This window comes from Ralstonia nicotianae (assembly GCF_018243235.1).
Classification (GTDB): domain Bacteria; phylum Pseudomonadota; class Gammaproteobacteria; order Burkholderiales; family Burkholderiaceae; genus Ralstonia; species Ralstonia nicotianae.
Window position 1 is genome coordinate 437,655 of record NZ_CP046674.1, and the last position, 18,140, is coordinate 455,794.

At 66.6% G+C, this 18,140-nt stretch carries 18 protein-coding genes; 15 read left to right on the forward strand and 3 right to left on the reverse strand.

The genetic code is table 11. The features are described 5' to 3' along the window. Nucleotides 1–3 precede the first annotated feature (3 nt). From ccsB to msrQ, 6 genes are all read left to right on the forward strand, one after another. The gene (ccsB, locus tag GO999_RS01990) at nucleotides 4–1,191 is read left to right on the forward strand and encodes a c-type cytochrome biogenesis protein CcsB (protein ID WP_211906511.1); all 1,188 of its coding nucleotides are present in this window, start codon (nucleotides 4–6) and stop codon (nucleotides 1,189–1,191) included. A gap of 101 nt (nucleotides 1,192–1,292) precedes the next feature. After that, a complete protein-coding gene (locus GO999_RS01995) occupies nucleotides 1,293–1,739 on the forward strand; it encodes a COG4315 family predicted lipoprotein (RefSeq protein WP_011002889.1) in 447 nt (148 codons plus the stop codon). Nucleotides 1,740–1,764: 25 nt separating this feature from the next. Further along, nucleotides 1,765–2,298: an RNA polymerase sigma factor gene (locus GO999_RS02000; RefSeq protein WP_011002888.1), complete on the forward strand. Its 534-nt coding sequence runs from the start codon at nucleotides 1,765–1,767 to the stop codon at nucleotides 2,296–2,298. Between the two features lie 8 nt (nucleotides 2,299–2,306). Then, nucleotides 2,307–3,167, forward strand: coding sequence for an anti-sigma factor family protein (locus GO999_RS02005; protein ID WP_011002887.1), 861 nt, complete (start codon nucleotides 2,307–2,309; stop codon nucleotides 3,165–3,167). 95 nt (nucleotides 3,168–3,262) lie between these two features. Then, nucleotides 3,263–4,258: a protein-methionine-sulfoxide reductase catalytic subunit MsrP gene (gene msrP, locus GO999_RS02010; protein WP_019718896.1), complete on the forward strand. Its 996-nt coding sequence runs from the start codon at nucleotides 3,263–3,265 to the stop codon at nucleotides 4,256–4,258. Between the two features lie 15 nt (nucleotides 4,259–4,273). Then, on the forward strand, nucleotides 4,274–4,927 hold the full coding sequence (gene msrQ / locus GO999_RS02015; RefSeq protein WP_011002885.1) for a protein-methionine-sulfoxide reductase heme-binding subunit MsrQ: 654 nt from the start codon (nucleotides 4,274–4,276) through the stop codon (nucleotides 4,925–4,927). Nucleotides 4,928–4,994: 67 nt separating this feature from the next. Here the strand turns inward: msrQ and lysA are convergent, their stop codons facing one another. Both lysA and lptM read right to left on the reverse strand, forming a co-directional pair. Then, a complete protein-coding gene (lysA, locus tag GO999_RS02020; RefSeq protein ID WP_016725146.1) occupies nucleotides 4,995–6,254 on the reverse strand; it encodes a diaminopimelate decarboxylase in 1,260 nt (419 codons plus the stop codon). A gap of 64 nt (nucleotides 6,255–6,318) precedes the next feature. Next, entirely contained in the window at nucleotides 6,319–6,549 is a 231-nt protein-coding gene (gene lptM / locus GO999_RS02025; RefSeq protein ID WP_043876662.1) for an LPS translocon maturation chaperone LptM, read from the reverse strand. A 115-nt stretch (nucleotides 6,550–6,664) separates the two neighbouring features. On the opposite strand from lptM, the gene cyaY reads away from it, so the two are divergent. Continuing rightward, on the forward strand, nucleotides 6,665–7,006 hold the full coding sequence (gene cyaY / locus GO999_RS02030) for an iron donor protein CyaY (protein WP_011002882.1): 342 nt from the start codon (nucleotides 6,665–6,667) through the stop codon (nucleotides 7,004–7,006). Nucleotides 7,007–7,076: 70 nt separating this feature from the next. Here cyaY and GO999_RS02035 read toward each other — a convergent pair whose 3' ends face one another. Beyond that, nucleotides 7,077–9,482 (reverse strand): penicillin-binding protein 1A, encoded by a 2,406-nt coding sequence (locus tag GO999_RS02035; RefSeq protein WP_011002881.1) that lies wholly within the window; start codon nucleotides 9,480–9,482, stop codon nucleotides 7,077–7,079. A gap of 452 nt (nucleotides 9,483–9,934) precedes the next feature. Here GO999_RS02035 and pilM point away from each other — a divergent pair, with 452 nt between their 5' ends. From pilM to GO999_RS02075, 8 genes are all read left to right on the forward strand, one after another. Beyond that, a complete protein-coding gene (gene pilM / locus GO999_RS02040) occupies nucleotides 9,935–11,005 on the forward strand; it encodes a type IV pilus biogenesis protein PilM (RefSeq protein WP_011002880.1) in 1,071 nt (356 codons plus the stop codon). Between the two features lie 13 nt (nucleotides 11,006–11,018). Continuing rightward, nucleotides 11,019–11,651, forward strand: coding sequence for a PilN domain-containing protein (locus tag GO999_RS02045; protein ID WP_011002879.1), 633 nt, complete (start codon nucleotides 11,019–11,021; stop codon nucleotides 11,649–11,651). Nucleotides 11,652–11,653: 2 nt separating this feature from the next. Beyond that, nucleotides 11,654–12,313 carry a type IV pilus inner membrane component PilO gene (gene pilO, locus GO999_RS02050; protein ID WP_020832821.1) on the forward strand — a complete coding sequence of 220 codons (660 nt, stop codon included), beginning with the start codon at nucleotides 11,654–11,656 and terminating at the stop codon, nucleotides 12,311–12,313. Further along, the gene (locus GO999_RS02055) at nucleotides 12,310–12,855 is read left to right on the forward strand and encodes a pilus assembly protein PilP (RefSeq protein ID WP_011002877.1); all 546 of its coding nucleotides are present in this window, start codon (nucleotides 12,310–12,312) and stop codon (nucleotides 12,853–12,855) included. Before pilO ends, GO999_RS02055 begins: the two co-directional genes overlap by 4 nt. A gap of 2 nt (nucleotides 12,856–12,857) precedes the next feature. Continuing rightward, entirely contained in the window at nucleotides 12,858–14,996 is a 2,139-nt protein-coding gene (gene pilQ, locus GO999_RS02060; protein ID WP_277615475.1) for a temperature dependent type IV pilus secretin PilQ, read from the forward strand. 141 nt (nucleotides 14,997–15,137) lie between these two features. Next, nucleotides 15,138–15,710, forward strand: a complete 573-nt coding sequence (locus GO999_RS02065) for a shikimate kinase (protein WP_011002875.1) — start codon at nucleotides 15,138–15,140, stop codon at nucleotides 15,708–15,710. Next, nucleotides 15,707–16,813 (forward strand): 3-dehydroquinate synthase, encoded by a 1,107-nt coding sequence (aroB, locus tag GO999_RS02070; RefSeq protein WP_011002874.1) that lies wholly within the window; start codon nucleotides 15,707–15,709, stop codon nucleotides 16,811–16,813. Before GO999_RS02065 ends, aroB begins: the two co-directional genes overlap by 4 nt. A 19-nt stretch (nucleotides 16,814–16,832) precedes the next feature. Next, nucleotides 16,833–17,996, forward strand: a complete 1,164-nt coding sequence (locus GO999_RS02075; RefSeq protein WP_011002873.1) for a deoxyguanosinetriphosphate triphosphohydrolase — start codon at nucleotides 16,833–16,835, stop codon at nucleotides 17,994–17,996. The last annotated feature ends 144 nt before the right edge of the window (nucleotides 17,997–18,140 follow it).

An 18,140-nucleotide genomic window follows, 5' to 3' on the forward strand; every position in this document is an offset into this window, starting at 1 on the left:
GTGATGGAAGCGACCAACCTCCCCCAACCGTCCGCCCCGGCCGATCTGGGTGCACTGCAGCGGCCGTCCTACTTCCGTCGTCTCGGCCCGTTCGACTGGCTGTTCGCCGCGCTGCTTGCCCTGGGCGCCGGCTATGCATTCTCGCGCTATGGCGCTTATATGGACGGCTATGAGCGGGGCATCCTGGTGGCCGCGGTTCCGGCCTTCGCCTGGCTGGGCTGGACGTGGAAGCCGGTGCGGACGCTGATGATCGGACTGGCCGTGCTGTCGCTGTTCGCCATCGCGCAGTACAGCGGTCGGCGCGGGCCGGAGCTGGCCCGCGCCGACCGCGTGTTCTTCCTCAAGTATTTCCTGGCCAGCCAGTCGGCCATCCTGTGGATGAGCGCGTTGATCTTCCTGTCGACGCTGTTCTTCTGGGCGGGGCTGGCGGCACGCTGGCCCGCGGGCGGCGCGATCGGCAGCAAGCTGTGCTGGGCGGCCGTGGTGCTGGGCCTGACCGGCATGCTGGTGCGCTGGTACGAGTCCTATCTGGTGGGGGCGGATATCGGCCACATTCCCATCTCGAACCTGTACGAGGTGTTCATCCTCTTCACGCTGATCACCTCGCTGTTCTACCTGTATTACGAGCAGCGCTACCGGACGCGCGCGCTGGGCCCGTTCGTGATGCTGGTGGTGTCGGCGGCGGTGGGCTTCCTGCTGTGGTACACGGTGTCGCGCGGCGCGCAGGAGATCCAGCCGCTGGTGCCGGCGCTGCAGAGCTGGTGGATGAAGATCCACGTGCCGGCGAACTTCATCGGCTACGGGACGTTCGCGCTGGCCGCCATGGTTGGGGCGGCCTATCTGCTCAAGGAGCACGGCGTGCTGGCCGACCGCCTGCCGTCGCTGGAGGTGCTCGATGACGTCATGTACAAGGCCATCACCGTCGGCTTTGCCTTTTTCACCATCGCCACCATCCTCGGCGCGCTGTGGGCGGCCGACGCCTGGGGCGGTTACTGGAGCTGGGATCCGAAAGAGACCTGGGCGCTGATCGTCTGGCTGAACTATGCGGCCTGGCTGCACATGCGGCTGATGAAGGGGCTGCGCGGCCGGATGGCGGCGTGGTGGGCGCTGGTCGGCCTGCTGGTGACGACTTTTGCCTTCCTGGGCGTGAACATGTTCCTGTCCGGCTTGCATAGCTACGGCGAACTCTGAGTCACAAAAAATCCCCGGCGGACTGGAATAAAGGCACGCTCCGCGTGTTTACTGCTCTAGAGGGCGCGATCGGCGTGCCCCTCCACACCAAGGAGAACAAGATGAGCCAGTCCGCAGCTTTCCCCCGGTTGTCCGCTTCCCGACTCGCGCTTGCCGCCGGCGCCGTGGCGCTCGCCGCGCTGGGTCTGGGCGGCTGCAGCAGCATGGGCATGGGCGGTATGGGCATGGGGATGTCGTCCGCGCCGTCGGCGGTCAAGGTGACCAACGGCTCGCTGACCGACGCGCATGGCATGACGCTGTACACCTTCGACCGCGACACCATGGCCGGCAAGAGCGCCTGCAACGGCAACTGCGCCAACAACTGGCCGCCGCTGACGGCCAACGATGCCGACAAGGGCTCGGGCGACTACACCATCATCGTCCGCGACGACGGCAAGAAGCAGTGGGCCTATCGCGGCAAGCCGCTCTACCTGTGGTCGAAGGACAAGATGCCCGGCGACCAGACCGGCGACGGGTTCATGAACGCCTGGCATATCGCCAAGCCGTAAGCGCCGCGCCCCGATCGTCCGATCCATGTCCGACCTCGCTGGCCGCCTGATCGCGCTGACGCCGAGGCTGCGGCGTCACGCGCGCGGCCTGGTGGGTGACGCCGCCCGCGCCGACGATCTCGTGCAGGACACGCTGGAACGCGCCTGGCGTTACCGCTGGCGCTTCCAGCTGCGCCCGAGGCTCGGCGCCGCGGGCGAGGGCGACGGGCTGTTCGCGTGGCTGTTGACCATCATGCACCGCCTGCACCTGAATGCCGTGCGCCGGCCGGACCGGCTGGAGCTGACCGATGCGCCGCCCGACATTCCCGTCAGCGACGACCCGGGCCTGCGCCGCGACCTGCTGCAGGCGCTGGCATCGCTGCCCGACGATCAGCGCGCGGTGCTGCTGCTGGTCGGGCTGGAGCAACTGGCCTACCGAGAGGCCGCCGACGTGCTGGGCGTGCCGCTGGGCACGGTGATGTCGCGGCTGTCGCGGGCGCGCGAACGCATGCGGGTGGCGCTCGATGGCGCGCCTGCCACATCGGGCGACAGCGGCACGACGCTGCACCGCGTGAAATGAGGCCGACCATGTCCGCCGCTTCCATCCACATCGAAGAACTCCACGCCTACGTCGACGGCCGCCTGCCCGCCACGCGCCGTGCCGCGGTGGAGGCGTACCTGGCCGCGCATCCTGCCGCCGCCGCCGAGGTGGCGGCGTGGCGCCGGATCGACGGGCGGCTGCATCGCGCGCTCGATCCGCTGCTGAACGAATCCGTGCCGCAGCGCCGCATTCCGTCGGCGATCCTGGCGGCGGCGCGGCGGCCTCAGGCCCCCAGCCATGTCGGCGTGATCCGTGGGTGGAGGACGCTGGTGCTGGGCATCGGCTGCCTGGCCGTCGGCATCGGCGCCGGCTGGATCGGCCGGGGTGCCCTGGAGACTTCCCTGCCGATGCAGCGTTTTGCCAATGACGCCCTGGTGTCGCACGTCGTCTATGCGCCGGAGTCCAAGCATATGGTGGAGGTGCCGGCCGGGGAGGAGGGCCATCTCGTCACCTGGCTGTCGCGGCGGCTGGATGCGCAACTGCACATTCCCGACCTCGCGCCGCTCGGCTACCGGCTGATCGGTGGCCGCCAGACCGTGGTGGCGGATGCCCCGACCGCCATGCTGATGTACGAAGGCCAGGATGGCACGCGCATCTCCGTGCAGCTGCGCCGCATGCCGGACAACCGCGATACCGGCTTCCGCCTGGAGACGCTGGCGCCGGACAGCCGGGTGCTGGCGGCGATGCATCCGGCCGTCGACCGGCCGCCGCCGATGGCGTTCTATTGGGCCGACCACGGCCTGGGGTTTGCGGTGTCCGGGCCGCTGGCGCGTCCGCAACTGCTGGCGGTGGCGCAGGCGGTGTACCGGCAGTACAGCGACTTCACCGGCCCGGCGCAGAAGCGCTGAGCGCCGCCGGACATTTTTCGCCGCGCGCTGTCAGGTCGGCGGCGCGGGCGCGACCAACGCACATGGGGCCGCCCCAACGCACAACGAGGACCATCATGCTGATCAAGACCGACCGCTGGCTGCGCGGTGACGACATTCCCGCCAGCGAGATCACGCCGCAGCACCTCTTCGACCAGCGCCGCAGGCTGCTGGCCGCCGCCGCCCTGGGCGCGGCCGGCGCGGCGCTGTCGCCCTGGGCGGCGCGCCGGGCCTTCGCCGCCAGCCCCGCGCCGGCCCGGCTGGCCGCCAAGCCCAACCCGGCCTACGCTACGGTCGAGAAGCCGACGCCGTTCGATGAAGTCACGACCTACAACAATTTCTACGAGTTCGGCACCGACAAGTCCGACCCGGCGCGCTACGCCGGCACGCTGCGCCCGCACCCCTGGCAGGTCAGCGTGGAGGGCCTGGTGAAGGCGCCGAAGACCTACGACCTGGATGATCTGATGAAGATGGCGCCGATGGAGGAGCGCATCTATCGTCTGCGCTGCGTGGAGGGCTGGTCGATGGTGATCCCGTGGGTGGGGTTCCCGCTGGCCGAGCTGATCCGCCGGGTCGAGCCGCAGGGCAGCGCCAGGTACATCCAGTTCATCTCGCTGGCCGACAAGCGCCAGATGCCCGGCGTCAGCAGCCCGGTGCTGGACTGGCCCTACAGCGAGGGTTTGCGGATGGACGAGGCGATGCACCCGCTCGTGCTGCTGACCTTCGGCCTGTATGGCCAGGTGCTGCCGAACCAGAACGGCGCGCCGGTGCGCGTGATCGTGCCGTGGAAGTACGGCTTCAAGAGCGCCAAGTCCATCGTCCGGATCCGCTTTGTCGACAAGCAGCCGCCGACCAGCTGGAACATCGCCGCGCCTAACGAGTACGGCTTCTATTCCAACGTGAACCCGAGCGTCGATCATCCGCGCTGGAGCCAGGCGACCGAACGCCGCATCGGCGAGGACAAGGGCGGCTTCGGCGGCCTGTTCGCGCCCAAGCGCAAGACGCTGATGTTCAACGGCTACGACCAGGTCGCGTCGCTGTACACCGGCATGGATCTGCGCAAGTTCTTCTGAGGACGCACCGTGAAGATGCTGCCCTCGATGCTGCCCCCCAAATCGCTGCGCGCCGTCAGGATCGCGGTGTGGCTGCTGGCGCTGGTGCCGTTCCTGCGGCTGGTGGTGCTGGGCGCGACCGATCGGTACGGGGCGAATCCGCTGGAATTCGTCACGCGCTCCACCGGCACCTGGACGCTGGTGCTACTGTGCTGCACCCTGGCCGTCACGCCGCTGCGGCGGCTGACCGGCATGAACTGGCTGATCCGCATCCGCCGCATGCTGGGGCTGTACACGTTCTTCTATGGCACGCTGCACTTCCTGATCTGGCTGCTGGTCGATCGCGGGCTCGATCCGGCATCGATGGTGAAGGACATCGCCAAGCGGCCGTTCATCACCGTGGGCTTCGCGGCCTTCGTGCTGATGATCCCGCTGGCGGCCACCTCCACCAACGCGATGGTGCGGCGCCTGGGCGGCAGGCGCTGGCAGTGGCTGCACCGGCTGGTCTATGTGACCGGCGTGCTGGGCATCCTGCACTACTGGTGGCACAAGGCCGGCAAGCACGATTTCGCCGAGGTGTCGATCTATGCGGCGGTGATGGCGGTGCTGCTGGGCCTGCGCGTGTGGTGGGTGTGGCGCGGGGCGCGGCAGGGGGCCATTGCCGGTGGGGCCGTGCCGCTACGCGATTGATGCGCCGAGGCAGGCCCAATGAAAAAGCCGCGACGTGCGCGGCTTTTTTTTGGGGGGGAGGGCGTCTTCAGGCCGACAGCAACTGCTCGCCGCGGATCAGGTCTTCGAAGCGCTCGCGCTCGCGTGCCACGTGTACCCGGTCGCCGTCGACGATGACTTCGGCCGCGCGGCCGCGGGTGTTGTAGTTCGAGCTCATGGTGAAGCCGTAGGCGCCCGCCGACAGGATCGCCAGCAGATCGCCCGGCTGCGCGTCGAGCGCGCGGTCGCGGCCGAGCCAGTCGCCCGATTCGCAGACCGGGCCGACGATGTCGTAGACGGTCGGCGCGCCGCCGCGCTCGCGCACCGGCACGATGTGGTGGTACGCCTCGTACATCGCCGGGCGGGCCAGGTCGTTCATGGCCGCATCGACGATGCAGAAGTTCTTGGCCGCGCCGGGCTTGAGGAATTCGACCCGCGTCAGCAACAGGCCGGCATTGCCGACCAGCGAGCGGCCGGGCTCGAACAGCACGGTGCGGTCACCGAAGCCGCGCTGCTCGATGCGGTCCAGCAGCGTGCGGGCGAAGGCGGTGATGTCCGGCGGCGTCTCGTCGGTATAGGTGATGCCCAGGCCGCCGCCCACATCGATGTGCGACAGGCGGATGCCTTCGGCGTCGAGCCGGGCCACCACGTCGAGCACTTTGTCGATCGCGTCCAGGTACGGCGAGACCTCGGTGATCTGCGAACCGATATGGCAGTCGATGCCGACCACGCGCAGGTTCGGCATGGCCGCGGCCGCGCGGTAGGTCGGCAGGACTTCATCGAACGCGACGCCGAACTTGTTGCCCTTCAGGCCGGTGGAGATGTACGGGTGGGTCTTGGCATCCACGTCCGGGTTGACGCGCAGCGACACCGGCGCGGTCTTGCCCAGCGAGCCGGCCACCTCGTTGAGCCGGTGCAGCTCGGGGATCGATTCGACGTTGAAGCAGGCGACACCGGCTTCGAGCGCCAGGCGCATCTCGTCGGCGGTCTTGCCCACCCCCGAGAACACCACGTCGGCGGCCTTGCCTCCGGCGGCCAGCACGCGCCGCAGTTCCCCGCCCGAGACGATGTCGAAGCCGGCGCCCAGTTGCGCGAAGATCTGCAGCACCGCCAGGTTGGAGTTGGCCTTCATGGCGTACTGCACGCGCGCGTTGCGGCCCTCGCAGGCGGCCGCGTAGGCGCGGTAGTTGGCGGTCAGGGCGGCGCGCGAATAGACGTAGGTGGGCGTGCCGAACCGGGCGGCAATCGCCTCGAGCGCGACGCCTTCGATCATCAGGGCGCCGTCCTGGCGGATCAGGGACTCGGACATGAACGGGAAACCATCAGGGCGCCGCACTGCGACGCCGGTTGAGAAAGACAGCGGAAGAACGGAATCAGCGGCTGGCCGGGACTGCGCTGGCGGCATCCGGCGCGGCCCTGGTGCCCGGCACCGGCAATTGCGGCACGGCGTTGGGGCCTGCGATGCCCGGGTCCGGCGTGGTGGGCGCGGTCGGGGCGGGCGGCACGGTGGGCAGGTACAGCGGTCCGCGAATGCCGCAGCCGGAGAGACCGGTGACCGTCAGGGCCAGGCCGACAGTGGCTACAATGGCGGCGGTTCGTATCATCGGATGATGGTGCAGAAAGGATGCCGCGATGCGGCGATCGGAGTCACTCGGGGCGCGGCGACCGTCAGCCGGAAAGGCTTGCGCGCCCAGCCCCCGCAAGATTTTGGAGTGTAGCATGCCCCCCCTGACCGAATCGGAGTTCCTGGCGCTGGCCGACGCCGAATTGGGCCGTATCGAGCGCACCGTCGAGCGCGCCGCCGATGAGGTTGACGCCGACATCGAGATCGGCCGCGTCGGCAATGTGCTGACGCTGGAGTTCGACGATGGTTCGAAGATCATCATCAACAGCCAGACGCCGATGCAGGAGCTGTGGGTCGCGGCGCGCGCCGGCGGTTTCCATTTCCGCCGCAACGACGGCCGCTGGGTCGATACGCGCAGCGGCGAGGAGCTGTATGTGGCCCTGTCGCGCTATGTCAGCCAGCAGAGCGAGGTCGATGTCACGCTGGTGGCGGACTGAGCCGCCGCCGTGCCACCGCAAAAGAAAAGCCGCCCGATCGGGCGGCTTTTTTGTCGGCGCGTGACGCACGTCAGTTGCCGCGGAACATGTCGAGAATCTTCTGTTTCTCCTGCTCCGGCGTCGGCGCCAGGCTCGGCGCGGCTTCGGGGCCCGATGCCGGCGGACCGCCCGGCAGGGCATCGCCCAGGCCGACCGAGGCGACGCCCTGGCCGTTGGCGTATTCCTCGTAGGCCCAGTCGCCAGCCATCTGCACCACGCCTTCGGGCGGCTGGCGCTCGGTTTCCGGCTGGCCCTTGAGCGCGTAGCTCATGTAATTGATCCAGATCGGCAAGGCCAGGCCGCCGCCGGTTTCGCGGTCGCCGAGGCTGCGCGGGTTGTCGTAGCCGATCCAGGCCACGCCCACCAGCTTGGGCGTGTAGCCGCAGAACCAGGCATCGAACGAATCGTTGGTCGTGCCCGTCTTGCCGGCCATGTCGCTGCGGCCCAGCTTCTGCTTGGCCAGGTAGCCGGTGCCGCCCGACACCACGCTGCGCAGCAGCGAATCCATGATGAAGTCGTTGCGCGGATCGATCACGCGCACCGCGTCCTTGCTGGCCGTCATCGGGTGGGTTTGCTGGATCACGGTGCCGCGCGCATCGGTCACGCGGTCGATGATGTACGGGTTGACGCGGTAGCCGCCGTTGGCGAACACCGAGTATGCGCCGGCCATCTGCAGCACCGTCACCGAGCCGGCGCCGAGCGCCATCGGCAGGTAGGCCGGGTGCTTGTCGGGCTCGAAGCCGAAGCGGGTGATGTACTGCTGCGCGTACTGCGTGCCGATGGTCCGCAGGATGCGCACGGAAACGAGGTTCTTCGACTTCTGCAGCGCGCGGCGCATCGTCATCGGGCCGTCGTAGCCGCCGCCGTAGTTTTTCGGCTCCCACAACTGGCCGCCGGTGTCGCCGGTCGGGATCGACAGCGGTGCGTCGTTGATGACGGTCGACGGCGAGAAGCCCTTGTCCACCGCCGCCGAGTAGATGAACGGCTTGAAGCTCGAACCCGGCTGGCGCCAGGCCTGCGTGACGTGGTTGAACTTGCTGCGGTTGAAGTCGAAGCCGCCGACCATCGAATAGATCCCGCCGGTCTGCGGGTCGAGCGACACGAAGCCCGAGGCCACTTCCGGCAGTTGCGTGATCGACCATTTGCCCGTCTTCGGGTCCTGGATCACGCGGATGATCGCGCCCGGGCGCAGCTTGATCTTGGGCTGGGCGTTGGCCGACAGCGCCGCCTGCGCGAACCGCAGGCCGTCGCCGGCGAGGTCGATGGTCTCGCCCGACAGCATGGTCGCCCGCACCAGCTTGGGCGCCGCGCTGACCACCACGGCCGATTGCAGGTCGTCGCTGTTGGGGTGCTCGACCAGCGCGTCGTCGATGGCCTGCTCGCGCTCGTCGGCATCGGCGGGCAGGTCGATGAAAGCTTCCGGGCCGCGATAGCCGTGGCGGCGCTCATAGTCGAGGATGCCGCGCCGCACCGATTCATAGGCGACTTCCTGGTCGCCCTTGCGCAGCGTGGTGTAGACGTTCAGGCCGCGCGTATACGTCTCTTCGCGGTACTGCGCGTACATCAGCTGGCGCACCATTTCCGCCACGTATTCGGCGTGCACGTCGAATTCATGGCCCTCGCCGCGCACGGGCAGCTGTTCGTGGATGGCCTGCGCGTACTGCTCCGGCGTGATGTAGTGCAGGTCGCGCATGCGCTGCAGGATGTACTCCTGGCGGATCTTGGCGCGCTTGGGGTTCACCACCGGGTTGTATGCCGACGGCGCCTTGGGCAGCCCGGCCAGCATGGCGGCCTCGGCCAGCGTGATGTCCTTGATGTTCTTGCCGAAGTAGATCTGCTCGGCGCTGGCAAAGCCGTAGGCGCGCTGGCCGAGGTAGATCTGGTTCATGTAGAGCTCGAGGATCTGGTCCTTCGTCAGGCTGGCCTCGATCTTGTAGGACAGCAGCATCTCGTAGATCTTGCGCGTGTACGTCTTCTCGCTGGAGAGGAAGAAGTTGCGCGCCACCTGCATGGTGATGGTCGAGGCGCCCTGCGACAGGCCGCCGTGCAGGTTGGCCAGCCCCGCGCGCAGCACGCCGATGAAGTCGACGCCGCCGTGCTCGTAGAAGCGGTCATCCTCGATGGCGAGCACGGCGCGTTTCATCACGTCGGGCATCTGCGTGATCGGCACGAAGCTGCGGCGTTCTTCGCCGAATTCGCCGATCAGGACGTTGTCGGCGGTGTAGACGCGCAGCGGGATCTTCGGGCGGTAGTCGGTGATCGCATCCAGCGACGGCAGGTTGGGCGCGGCAACCAGCAGGGCATAGCCCAACAGCAGCGCTCCCACGACCCCCATGGCGACGAACAGGCCAAGCATCCACAGGATCAGGCGCAGCCACAGCGGGCGGCGGGCTTTGGGCGGCTTGGGCGAGGCAGGGGCGGTTTGGGCAGTAGCCATTACGAGGGGTGTCTGTCAGCGTGGCGGCGATTATATCGTCGGCGTCGGCGGGGTCCGGCCGGTGTGGCGTAACAGCGCGTAACCGGTGTCGCGCGGGCCTCCGGGCCCGGCCTGTTCGGTACACATTGTGCGCGTTGCGGCGCAGCGGGTCCGCGGCTTGTGCGTCATGCGCACCAAAGTTCAAGCCGTGCGCGAATCCGCCGTTAGAAGTAGTCGCTGCGGAAAGCAAGTCGGACGAATGGGGTATCCCCCGACCGTGGGGTTTTGGCAACGCTTTGCGAAGCGATGCGGGCGAAATGCGTCGCGGCCTGCGCCAGCGTTTGCCTGTTCTAAAGGATTTTGTGAGAATCCAACGGCAAATCCATGCAGGCTATGGCGCACGTTGGACGTGGGACGTGTGTCAGGGTTCAAAAATATATAAACGGTGGGGTGTTTCTGTGCGACGGGGTTTGTTGTCCGGCCTGCTGCGCCGCAATATTGTCGGAATCGACATCGGATCTTCCAGCGTCAAGGTGGTGGAGTTGTCCGCCAATGGCAAACAGGGAGACTTCCGGCTCGAGAAGTGCGCCAGTGAGCTGATCGAACGCAGTGCCGTCGCTGACGGCAATCTGGTCAATATCGATGCGGTGGGCAGCGCGCTCAAGCGCGCGATCGCCAAGGCCGGCATCCGCAGCAAGGATGCCGTGCTCGCCATTCCGGCCAGTCTGACCGAGTCCCAGACCGTCAGCCTGCCCGACAATCTCACCGAGGATGAGCTGTTCGTCCAGGTCGAGAGCGAGGCCAACCGGCTGTTTCCGCCTTCGCAGAACGTCAATTTCGACTATGTCGTGATCGGTCCGTCCGAGACCGAGGGCGGCATCGGCGTGCGCGTGATGGCGACGGTCGCCGAGCGCGTGACCGAGCGCGTGACGGCCGCCGAGATGGCCGGCCTGAGGCCGATCGTCATGGACGTGGAGGAAAACGCCATCCAGCGCGCCATGACCCACATGCGCGCGGTGAAGACCTCGGCCACCGAGGCCGAGATGCGGGACATGCCCGTGGTGGCGATGTTCCACCTCGGGGGGGCGAATTCGCAGGCCCTGTTCTATCAGGGCTGGAAGGAGCTGTACGAGCAGCCGCTGTCCGGCTCGGGCGACCAGCTCACACAGAGCATCTCCCGCCTGTTCTCGCTCGACCTGCTGAAGGCCGAGGTGAAGAAGCGCAAGAACACGCTGCCGGACGAATACCGCAGCCAGTTGCTCAAGCCTTCGCTGGAGACGCTGGCCATGGAAGTCAGCCAGGCGATCCAGAACTTCCTGTCGACTTCCAGCGTCGGCCGCGTCGACGAGATCGTGCTGTCTGGCGGCCACGCGTCGCTGCTCGGCGTGCAGACGGCAATCCAACAACAGACCCAGATCAATACGACGCTGGCCAACCCGTTTGCCAATATGGGCGCGGCCAAGAACGTCAACGCGCGTTATCTGCAACGCGATCTGCCGGCATACATCGTCAGCGCGGGCTTGGCCCTGCGCGGGCTGCAATAAGGAGGGGCGGGCGATGGCCAACGAAAGCGTCAACGCGCTCCCGAGCGTCAATCTGCTGCCCTATCACGCCGAACGGCGTGCGGGCAAGCGCAAGAAGGTCTTCATGAGCCTGGGCGGTGCAGCCGTCGTGGGCGCCGCATTGGTGTTCCTTGGCGGCATGGTGATTGATCAGCAGACCGAAGAGGCTCAGCGCATCAACGACATCCTCACGCAGAAGAATGCGGAGATGGACAAGCAGATCGCCGAGGTTAACACCCTCAAGAAGGACATCGACGACCTGCTGCAGCGGCAGCAGGCGGTGGAAAGCCTGCAGAACCAGCGCAACCGCCCGGTGCAGCTGCTGGAAGAGCTGGTGCGTCGGGTGCCGGACGGCATCTACTTGACCGCGCTCAAGCAGGACGGTGACCGCTACACGGTGTCCGGTGTGGCGCAGTCCAACGAACGGGTGTCGGATCTGCTGCGCAACCTGGGGTCGGTGTCCTGGCTGGATCGTGCCGAACTGGGCGAATCCGTTGCCACCACCATGACGAACAACCTGAAGGAGCAGCGCCGCCTCTTCAACTTCACCATCCGCTTCACGTGGAAGGCCGAGCCGGCAACGCCGGCCAAGCCGGGCAGTGCAGCCAGCGCAGTGGCGGGGAAATGACCATGGCTCTCTCGACCGAACTCTCGCTGGAAGAACTGGTTGGCCAATTCCGTGGCCTGAACCTCAACGAGCCGGAAACGTGGCAACTGGCGCCGCGCATCCTGTTCATGATCCTCGCGGCCGTGCTGGTGGTCGTGCTTGGCTGGCAGTTTTACTGGAGCGGCAAGCTGGACGAGCGCGACGCCAAGCGCACCGAGCAGGAGCAGCTGAAATCCGCATACCAGTCCAAGCTGGCCCAGGTGGTCAATCTAGAGGCACTGCGCAAGCAGAAGATCGAGGTGGAGCGCCGCGTCGCCAAGCTTGAACTGCAACTGCCGAACCGAACCGAGATGGACGCGCTGCTGGCCGACGTCAACCATGCCGGCATCGCGCGGGGGCTGACTTTCGATCTGTTCCGTCCCCAGTCCGCCGTGGTCAAGCCGTACTACGCCGAGATTCCGGTCTCGGTGAAGGTCAACGGCCGCTATCACGACATGGCGCTGTTTGCCGCCGATGTGGCAGCGTTGTCGCGGATCGTCACGCTGAGGAACATTGCGCTGACCGGCAACAAGGACGGCAGCATGGTGATGGAAGCGCGCGCCGAAGCCTACCGTGCGCTCGACCCGGATGAGCAGGCCGCGCAGCGCAAGGCTGCCGCCGTCGTCAAGGGAGACGCCAAATGAAGGGCCAAGTCATGACCCGCCGCCAGGTAACGCGTCTCATACATCTTTCGCCACTGTGTCTGGCCGTGGTGCTGGCCGCTTGCGGCGCCAGCGCGGACGACGAGCTGGAGCAATGGATGCAGCAGGCACGCAGCACCGTCAGCACCAGGCTGGCCCCGCTGCCGGAGCCCAAGCCATACGCGCCGCGCGAATACACGACCACCAAGCAGACTGATCCGTTCAGTGTGCAGAAGGTGGCGGAGCTGTCGCGCGCGCAAAACGAATCGCCGGAACCGGGTCACCGCCGTGAGCCGCTCGAGGACTATCCGCTGGAAGCCTTCAAGCTGCTCGGGACGATGAAACGCAACGGTGAGTCGGAAGCCGTCCTGTCTGTCGGGGACAAGACGCAGCACGTGCATGTGGGGCAGTACATCGGACAAAACTATGGCCGCATCGTCCGCATCGGCGATCAGGAACTCACCTTGCGTGAGCTGGTGCGCGAAGGCACGGCCGAATGGAAAGAAAAAATGACGACCCTGAAAGTTCAGGAGGGCGCGCAATGACGATGCGTCGCGTGAAGGGCGGCCTGGTGCAGGCCGTTCGAGTGGCCCGGGGGGGCGCAGTGGCATGGCTTTCGCTGTGTATGCTGATGGTGGGTGGACAGGCGTTGGCCCAGCAGGCAATCACGGCGCCGGCAAGCAATGCCGTCGAACGCGTGGAACAAGCCTCGACAGGCGAATCCACCGTGGTGACGGTGACGCTGAAGGACACGCCCGCCCAGAAGCCGGTGGAATTCAGCACGCAGCAGCCTGCGCGCATCGCCATCGACTTCTTCGGCACGGCATTCGCCCAGGGGCGTGCCAACTATCAATATGGCGGCAAGCTGCTGCGCGCGGCCAGCGTGGTGCAGATCGGTGACCGCACCCGCGTCGTGCTGGATCTGGCGCGCCAGTCGCAGTACAAGTCCGAGATCCGGGGCAACCAGTACGTGCTGACGCTGGGCGCCGCGCCGACGGCGTCGGCCACCCCGGTGCCGACCTTCGCCGCGCCCGCGCCGACGGCCGGTGTGGAGCGGCCGTCCGTGCGCAACATCGACTTCCGCCGTGGCGAAGAGCTGGCCGGCCGTGTGGTGGTCGACCTGTCGACGTCCAACTCCGCGATCAACATCGCTCAGCAGGGGCAAAACCTGGTGGTCGATTTCGCCGGTGCCACGCTGCCGCAATCGCTGCGTCGCCGCTTTGACGTGAGCGACTTTGGCACGCCGGTGCAGGCCATGCGCGCCACCGACAACGGCACGGGCACTCGCCTGGTCATCGAGCCGCGCGGCAACTGGCAGTACAGCTCGTACCAGACCGACACGCAGTTCGTGGTGGAAGTCCGCCCGACCAAGGAGGACCCGAACAAGCTGATCTCCGGTCCGGGCTATCGCGGGGAGCGCATGTCGCTGAACTTCCAGAACATCGACATTCGTTCGCTGCTGCAGGTCTTTGCCGACTTCACCAACCTGAACATCGTCACCAGCGACAGCGTGACGGGGACCCTGTCGCTGCGTCTGAAGGACGTGCCGTGGGATCAGGCGCTGCAGATCGTGCTGGATTCCAAGGGCCTGGCCTCGCGCCGCAACGGCAACGTGCTGTGGGTGGCGCCGCGCAACGAACTGGCGACCAAGGAGAAGGCTGAGCTGGAGTCGCAGCAACAGGTGACCGAGCTGGAGCCGCTGCGCAGCCAGGTGTTCCGTCTGAATTACCAGCGTGCTGACGACGTGCGCAACATGCTGCTGGGTACCGGAGGAACGGCGGGCGGTGGTGCTGCGGCGTCGCGCATCTTGTCCAAGCGTGGCTCGCTGACGTCGGATGCCCGTACCAACCAGCTGTTCGTCTCGGATATCCCGAGCAAGCTGGAGGAGGTGCAGGCCTTCCTGCTGAAGATCGACATCCCGGTGCGTCAGGTGATGATCGAGGCGCGCATCGTCGAGGCCGATGACACGTTCAGCCGCAATCTCGGGGCAAAGCTGGGCTTCGCGGCCAAGACCAATGGTGCCGGGTATGGCAACACCTACAGCAACGTGGTGTCGCCGGTCACGAAAGACGCCACTTGGGATAACAGCGCGGCCGTCAGCTTGCCCGCCAATGGCATCAACGGTGTGAACGCCGCCAGTGTGGCAGTGAGCTTGTTCAACGCCGGTGCCGGCCGTTTCCTGGCGCTCGAACTGTCGGCGCTGGAAGCCGATGGCCGCGGCAAGATCATCTCCAGCCCGCGTGTGGTCACCGCTGACAACATCAAGGCGCTGATCGAGCAGGGTACCGAAGTGCCTTACCAGCAGGCAACCTCGTCGGGTGCGACGTCGGTTTCGTTCAAAAAGGCCAACCTGAAATTGGAGGTGACGCCGAAGATTACGCCGGACGGCAACGTGTTCCTGGACGTGGACGTCAACAAGGACAGCCTGGGCACGCAGACCACCAACGGCTTCGCCATCAACACCAAGCACGTGCAGACCCAGGTGCTGGTCGAGAACGGCGGCACGGTTGTGATTGGCGGCATCTACACGCAGAACGAACGGACCGATGTGAACAAGGTCCCGCTGCTGGGTGACATCCCGGTGCTGGGCAACCTGTTCAAGAGCACGGCCAAGACCAACGACCGGACGGAACTGCTGGTGTTCCTGACGCCGCGCGTGCTGTCCGACCAACTGTCGCTGAAGTAAGCCGCAGCGCGGGTGTGCCAGACCCGAAAGCCCGGCCTCCGGATGGAGCGCCGGGCTTTTTTTCGTTCGGCGCATCGATCGGCGCGGGATGGCGGGCAAAAGCCACTACAATCGGAATCAAATTTCAGATTTCGCGCGATTTTGTCTGTTTCCAACGTTTTTTTCGTCGGCCTGATGGGGGCCGGCAAGACCACCGTCGGGCGTGCCGTCGCCCGGCGGCTTGACTTGCCGTTCTTCGACTCCGACCACGAGATCGAAGCGCGTTGCGGCGTGCGCGTGCCGGTCATCTTCGAGCATGAAGGCGAAATGGGCTTTCGCGACCGCGAAACCCAGATGATCGATGAGCTGACCGCGCGCCACGGCGTGGTCGTGGCCACCGGCGGCGGCGCCGTGCTGCGCCCGGAAAACCGCGCTTTCCTGCGCGAGCGCGGCACGGTGATCTACCTGCGCGCCAATCCCCACGACCTGTACCTGCGCACGCGCCACGACAAGAACCGTCCGCTGCTGCAGACCGAGAACCCGCGCGCCAGGCTTGAGGAACTGCACGCGATTCGCGACCCGCTGTACCGCGAGGTGGCGCACTTTGTCATCGAAACCGGCAAGCCCACCGTGGCCCAGCTTGTTAATATGGTGCTGATGCAACTCGAAGTGGCCGGCATCGTGGTGCCGCCCGCCGCCTCTTCCCCGACCTCGCAAGTCTCCCGCCAGTCATGATTACCGTTGATGTCGACCTGGGCGAGCGCGCCTATCCGATCCATATCGGAACCGGGCTCCTGTCCCAAGCCGAACTGTTTGCCCCCCATATCCGCGGCACCCGTGCCGTGATCGTCACCAATGAGACGGTGGCGCCGCTCTATGCCGCTCGGGTCGAAGCCGCGATCCGCTCGCTGGGCAAGACCGTCGACATGGTGGTGCTGCCCGACGGTGAATCGTTCAAGACGTGGGAGACGCTCAACCGGATCTTCGATGCACTCCTGGCCTCGGGCGCTGACCGCAAGACCACCCTCGTGGCGCTCGGCGGAGGGGTGATCGGCGACATGACCGGATTTGCCGCCGCCAGCTATATGCGCGGCGTGCCGTTCATCCAGGTGCCGACCACGTTGCTGTCCCAGGTCGATTCGTCGGTGGGGGGCAAGACCGGGATCAATCACCCGCTCGGCAAGAACATGATCGGTGCGTTCCACCAACCGCAGGCGGTGCTGGCCGACATCGACACGCTGCGCACGCTGCCGCCGCGCGAGCTCGCCGCCGGCATGGCCGAAGTCATCAAGCATGGCGCGATCGCCGATGCCGACTATTTCGCCTGGATCGAGCGCCACATTGCCGGCCTCAATGCTTGCGATGCCGACCTGATGGCAGGAGCCGTGCGCGGCTCGGTGCAGATCAAGGCGGCCGTGGTGGCACAGGACGAGCGCGAGTCCGGTCTGCGCGCCATCCTCAACTTCGGCCACACCTTCGGCCACGCCATCGAAGCGGGCCTGGGGTACGGCGAATGGCTGCACGGCGAGGCTGTCGGCTGCGGCATGGCGATGGCGGCGGATCTGTCGCACCGGCTCGGGTTCATCGACATCGATACGCGCAACCGCGTGACGGCGCTGACACGCGCGGCCAACCTGCCGGTGGTGGCGCCCGATCTGGGCGTGGCGCGCTTCATCGACCTGATGCGCGTCGACAAGAAGGCCGAGGCGGGCGAGATCAAGTTCGTCCTGCTGCGCAAGCTGGGCCAGGCGTTCGTGACCACGGTACCCGACACCGACCTGCGCGCCACGCTGCAGCATGCCGTGCTGCGTCCGCCCACCGAAGCGCCGGTGGCCTGACCGACGGAGTGCCGGCCTGATGAACGATCGACTCGACCTGCTGCCCGCGCCGTTCGATCTGGAAGGCCATCTTGCCCCCTATGCCGCACATGCCGCGCAGTCGCGCGGGCGCGTGCACGCCGAGCCGCCATCCACCTCGCGCACGGAGTTCCAGCGCGATCGCGATCGCATCATCCATTGCACGGCATTCCGCCGGCTCGAGTACAAGACGCAGGTTTTCGTCAACCACGAAGGCGACCTGTTCCGCACGCGGCTCACGCACAGCCTGGAGGTCGCGCAGATTGCGCGGTCGATCGCCCGCAGCCTGCGGCTGAACGAAGACCTGGTCGAGGCGATCTCGCTTGCGCATGATCTGGGCCATACGCCGTTCGGCCATGCCGGACAGGACGCGCTCAACGACTGCATGAAGCCCTACGGCGGCTTTGAACACAACCTGCAAAGCCTCCTGGTGGTGGACCGGCTGGAGGAGCGGTATGGCGGTTTCGATGGCCTGAACCTGACCTTCGAGACCCGCGAGGGCATCCTCAAGCACTGCTCGCGCAACAATGCCGCCACGCTCGGTGACCTGGGGCGCCGCTTCCTGGAGGGCCAGCAGCCGTCGCTGGAGGCCCAGTTGGCCAACCTCGCCGATGAAGTGGCGTACAACAACCACGATATCGATGACGGCCTGCGCTCCGGCCTGATCACGCTGGAGCAGCTCGAAGGCGTGCCGCTATGGGCTCGGCACCGGCGCGAGGCCGAGGCGGCGTTTCCGGGCGTCGGCGGGCGCCGCATGATCAACGAGACGATTCGCCGGATCATCAACGCGCTGATCGTCGATCTGATCGCCGGCACACGCGCGGCCATTACAGGGGCCGCGCCGCAAAGCATCGATGACGTGCGCGCCGCGCCGCCGCTGGTGGCCTTCTCGGAGCCGATGCGCGACGAAGCCCGCGTGCTCAAGCGTTTCCTGTTCGATAACCTTTACCGCCACTATCTGGTGATGCGCATGGCGGCCAAGGCGCGCCGCATCATCGAGGATCTGTTCCGTGTGTTCCTGGAGGATCCGCGTCTGCTGCCGCCGCAGTACCAGGCCAGGGATCCCGCCGACCAGCCGCGCTGGATCGCGCATTACATCGCCGGCATGACAGACCGCTACGCCATCAAGGAGCATCGGCGCATCTTCGCGGTCGAGGTACTCTGAGCGGCGCGAGCGCCCAAAAAAAATGCCCGGCCGCCCCAACGCATGCCGGGCCGAACGCGCCAACCACCGCCGACGAGCGCCCCCGCCGTCGACGGCCCCTGCGGCGCGCCGGAAAAGTCGATCAGGAAAGTGTCAGTTGATCGT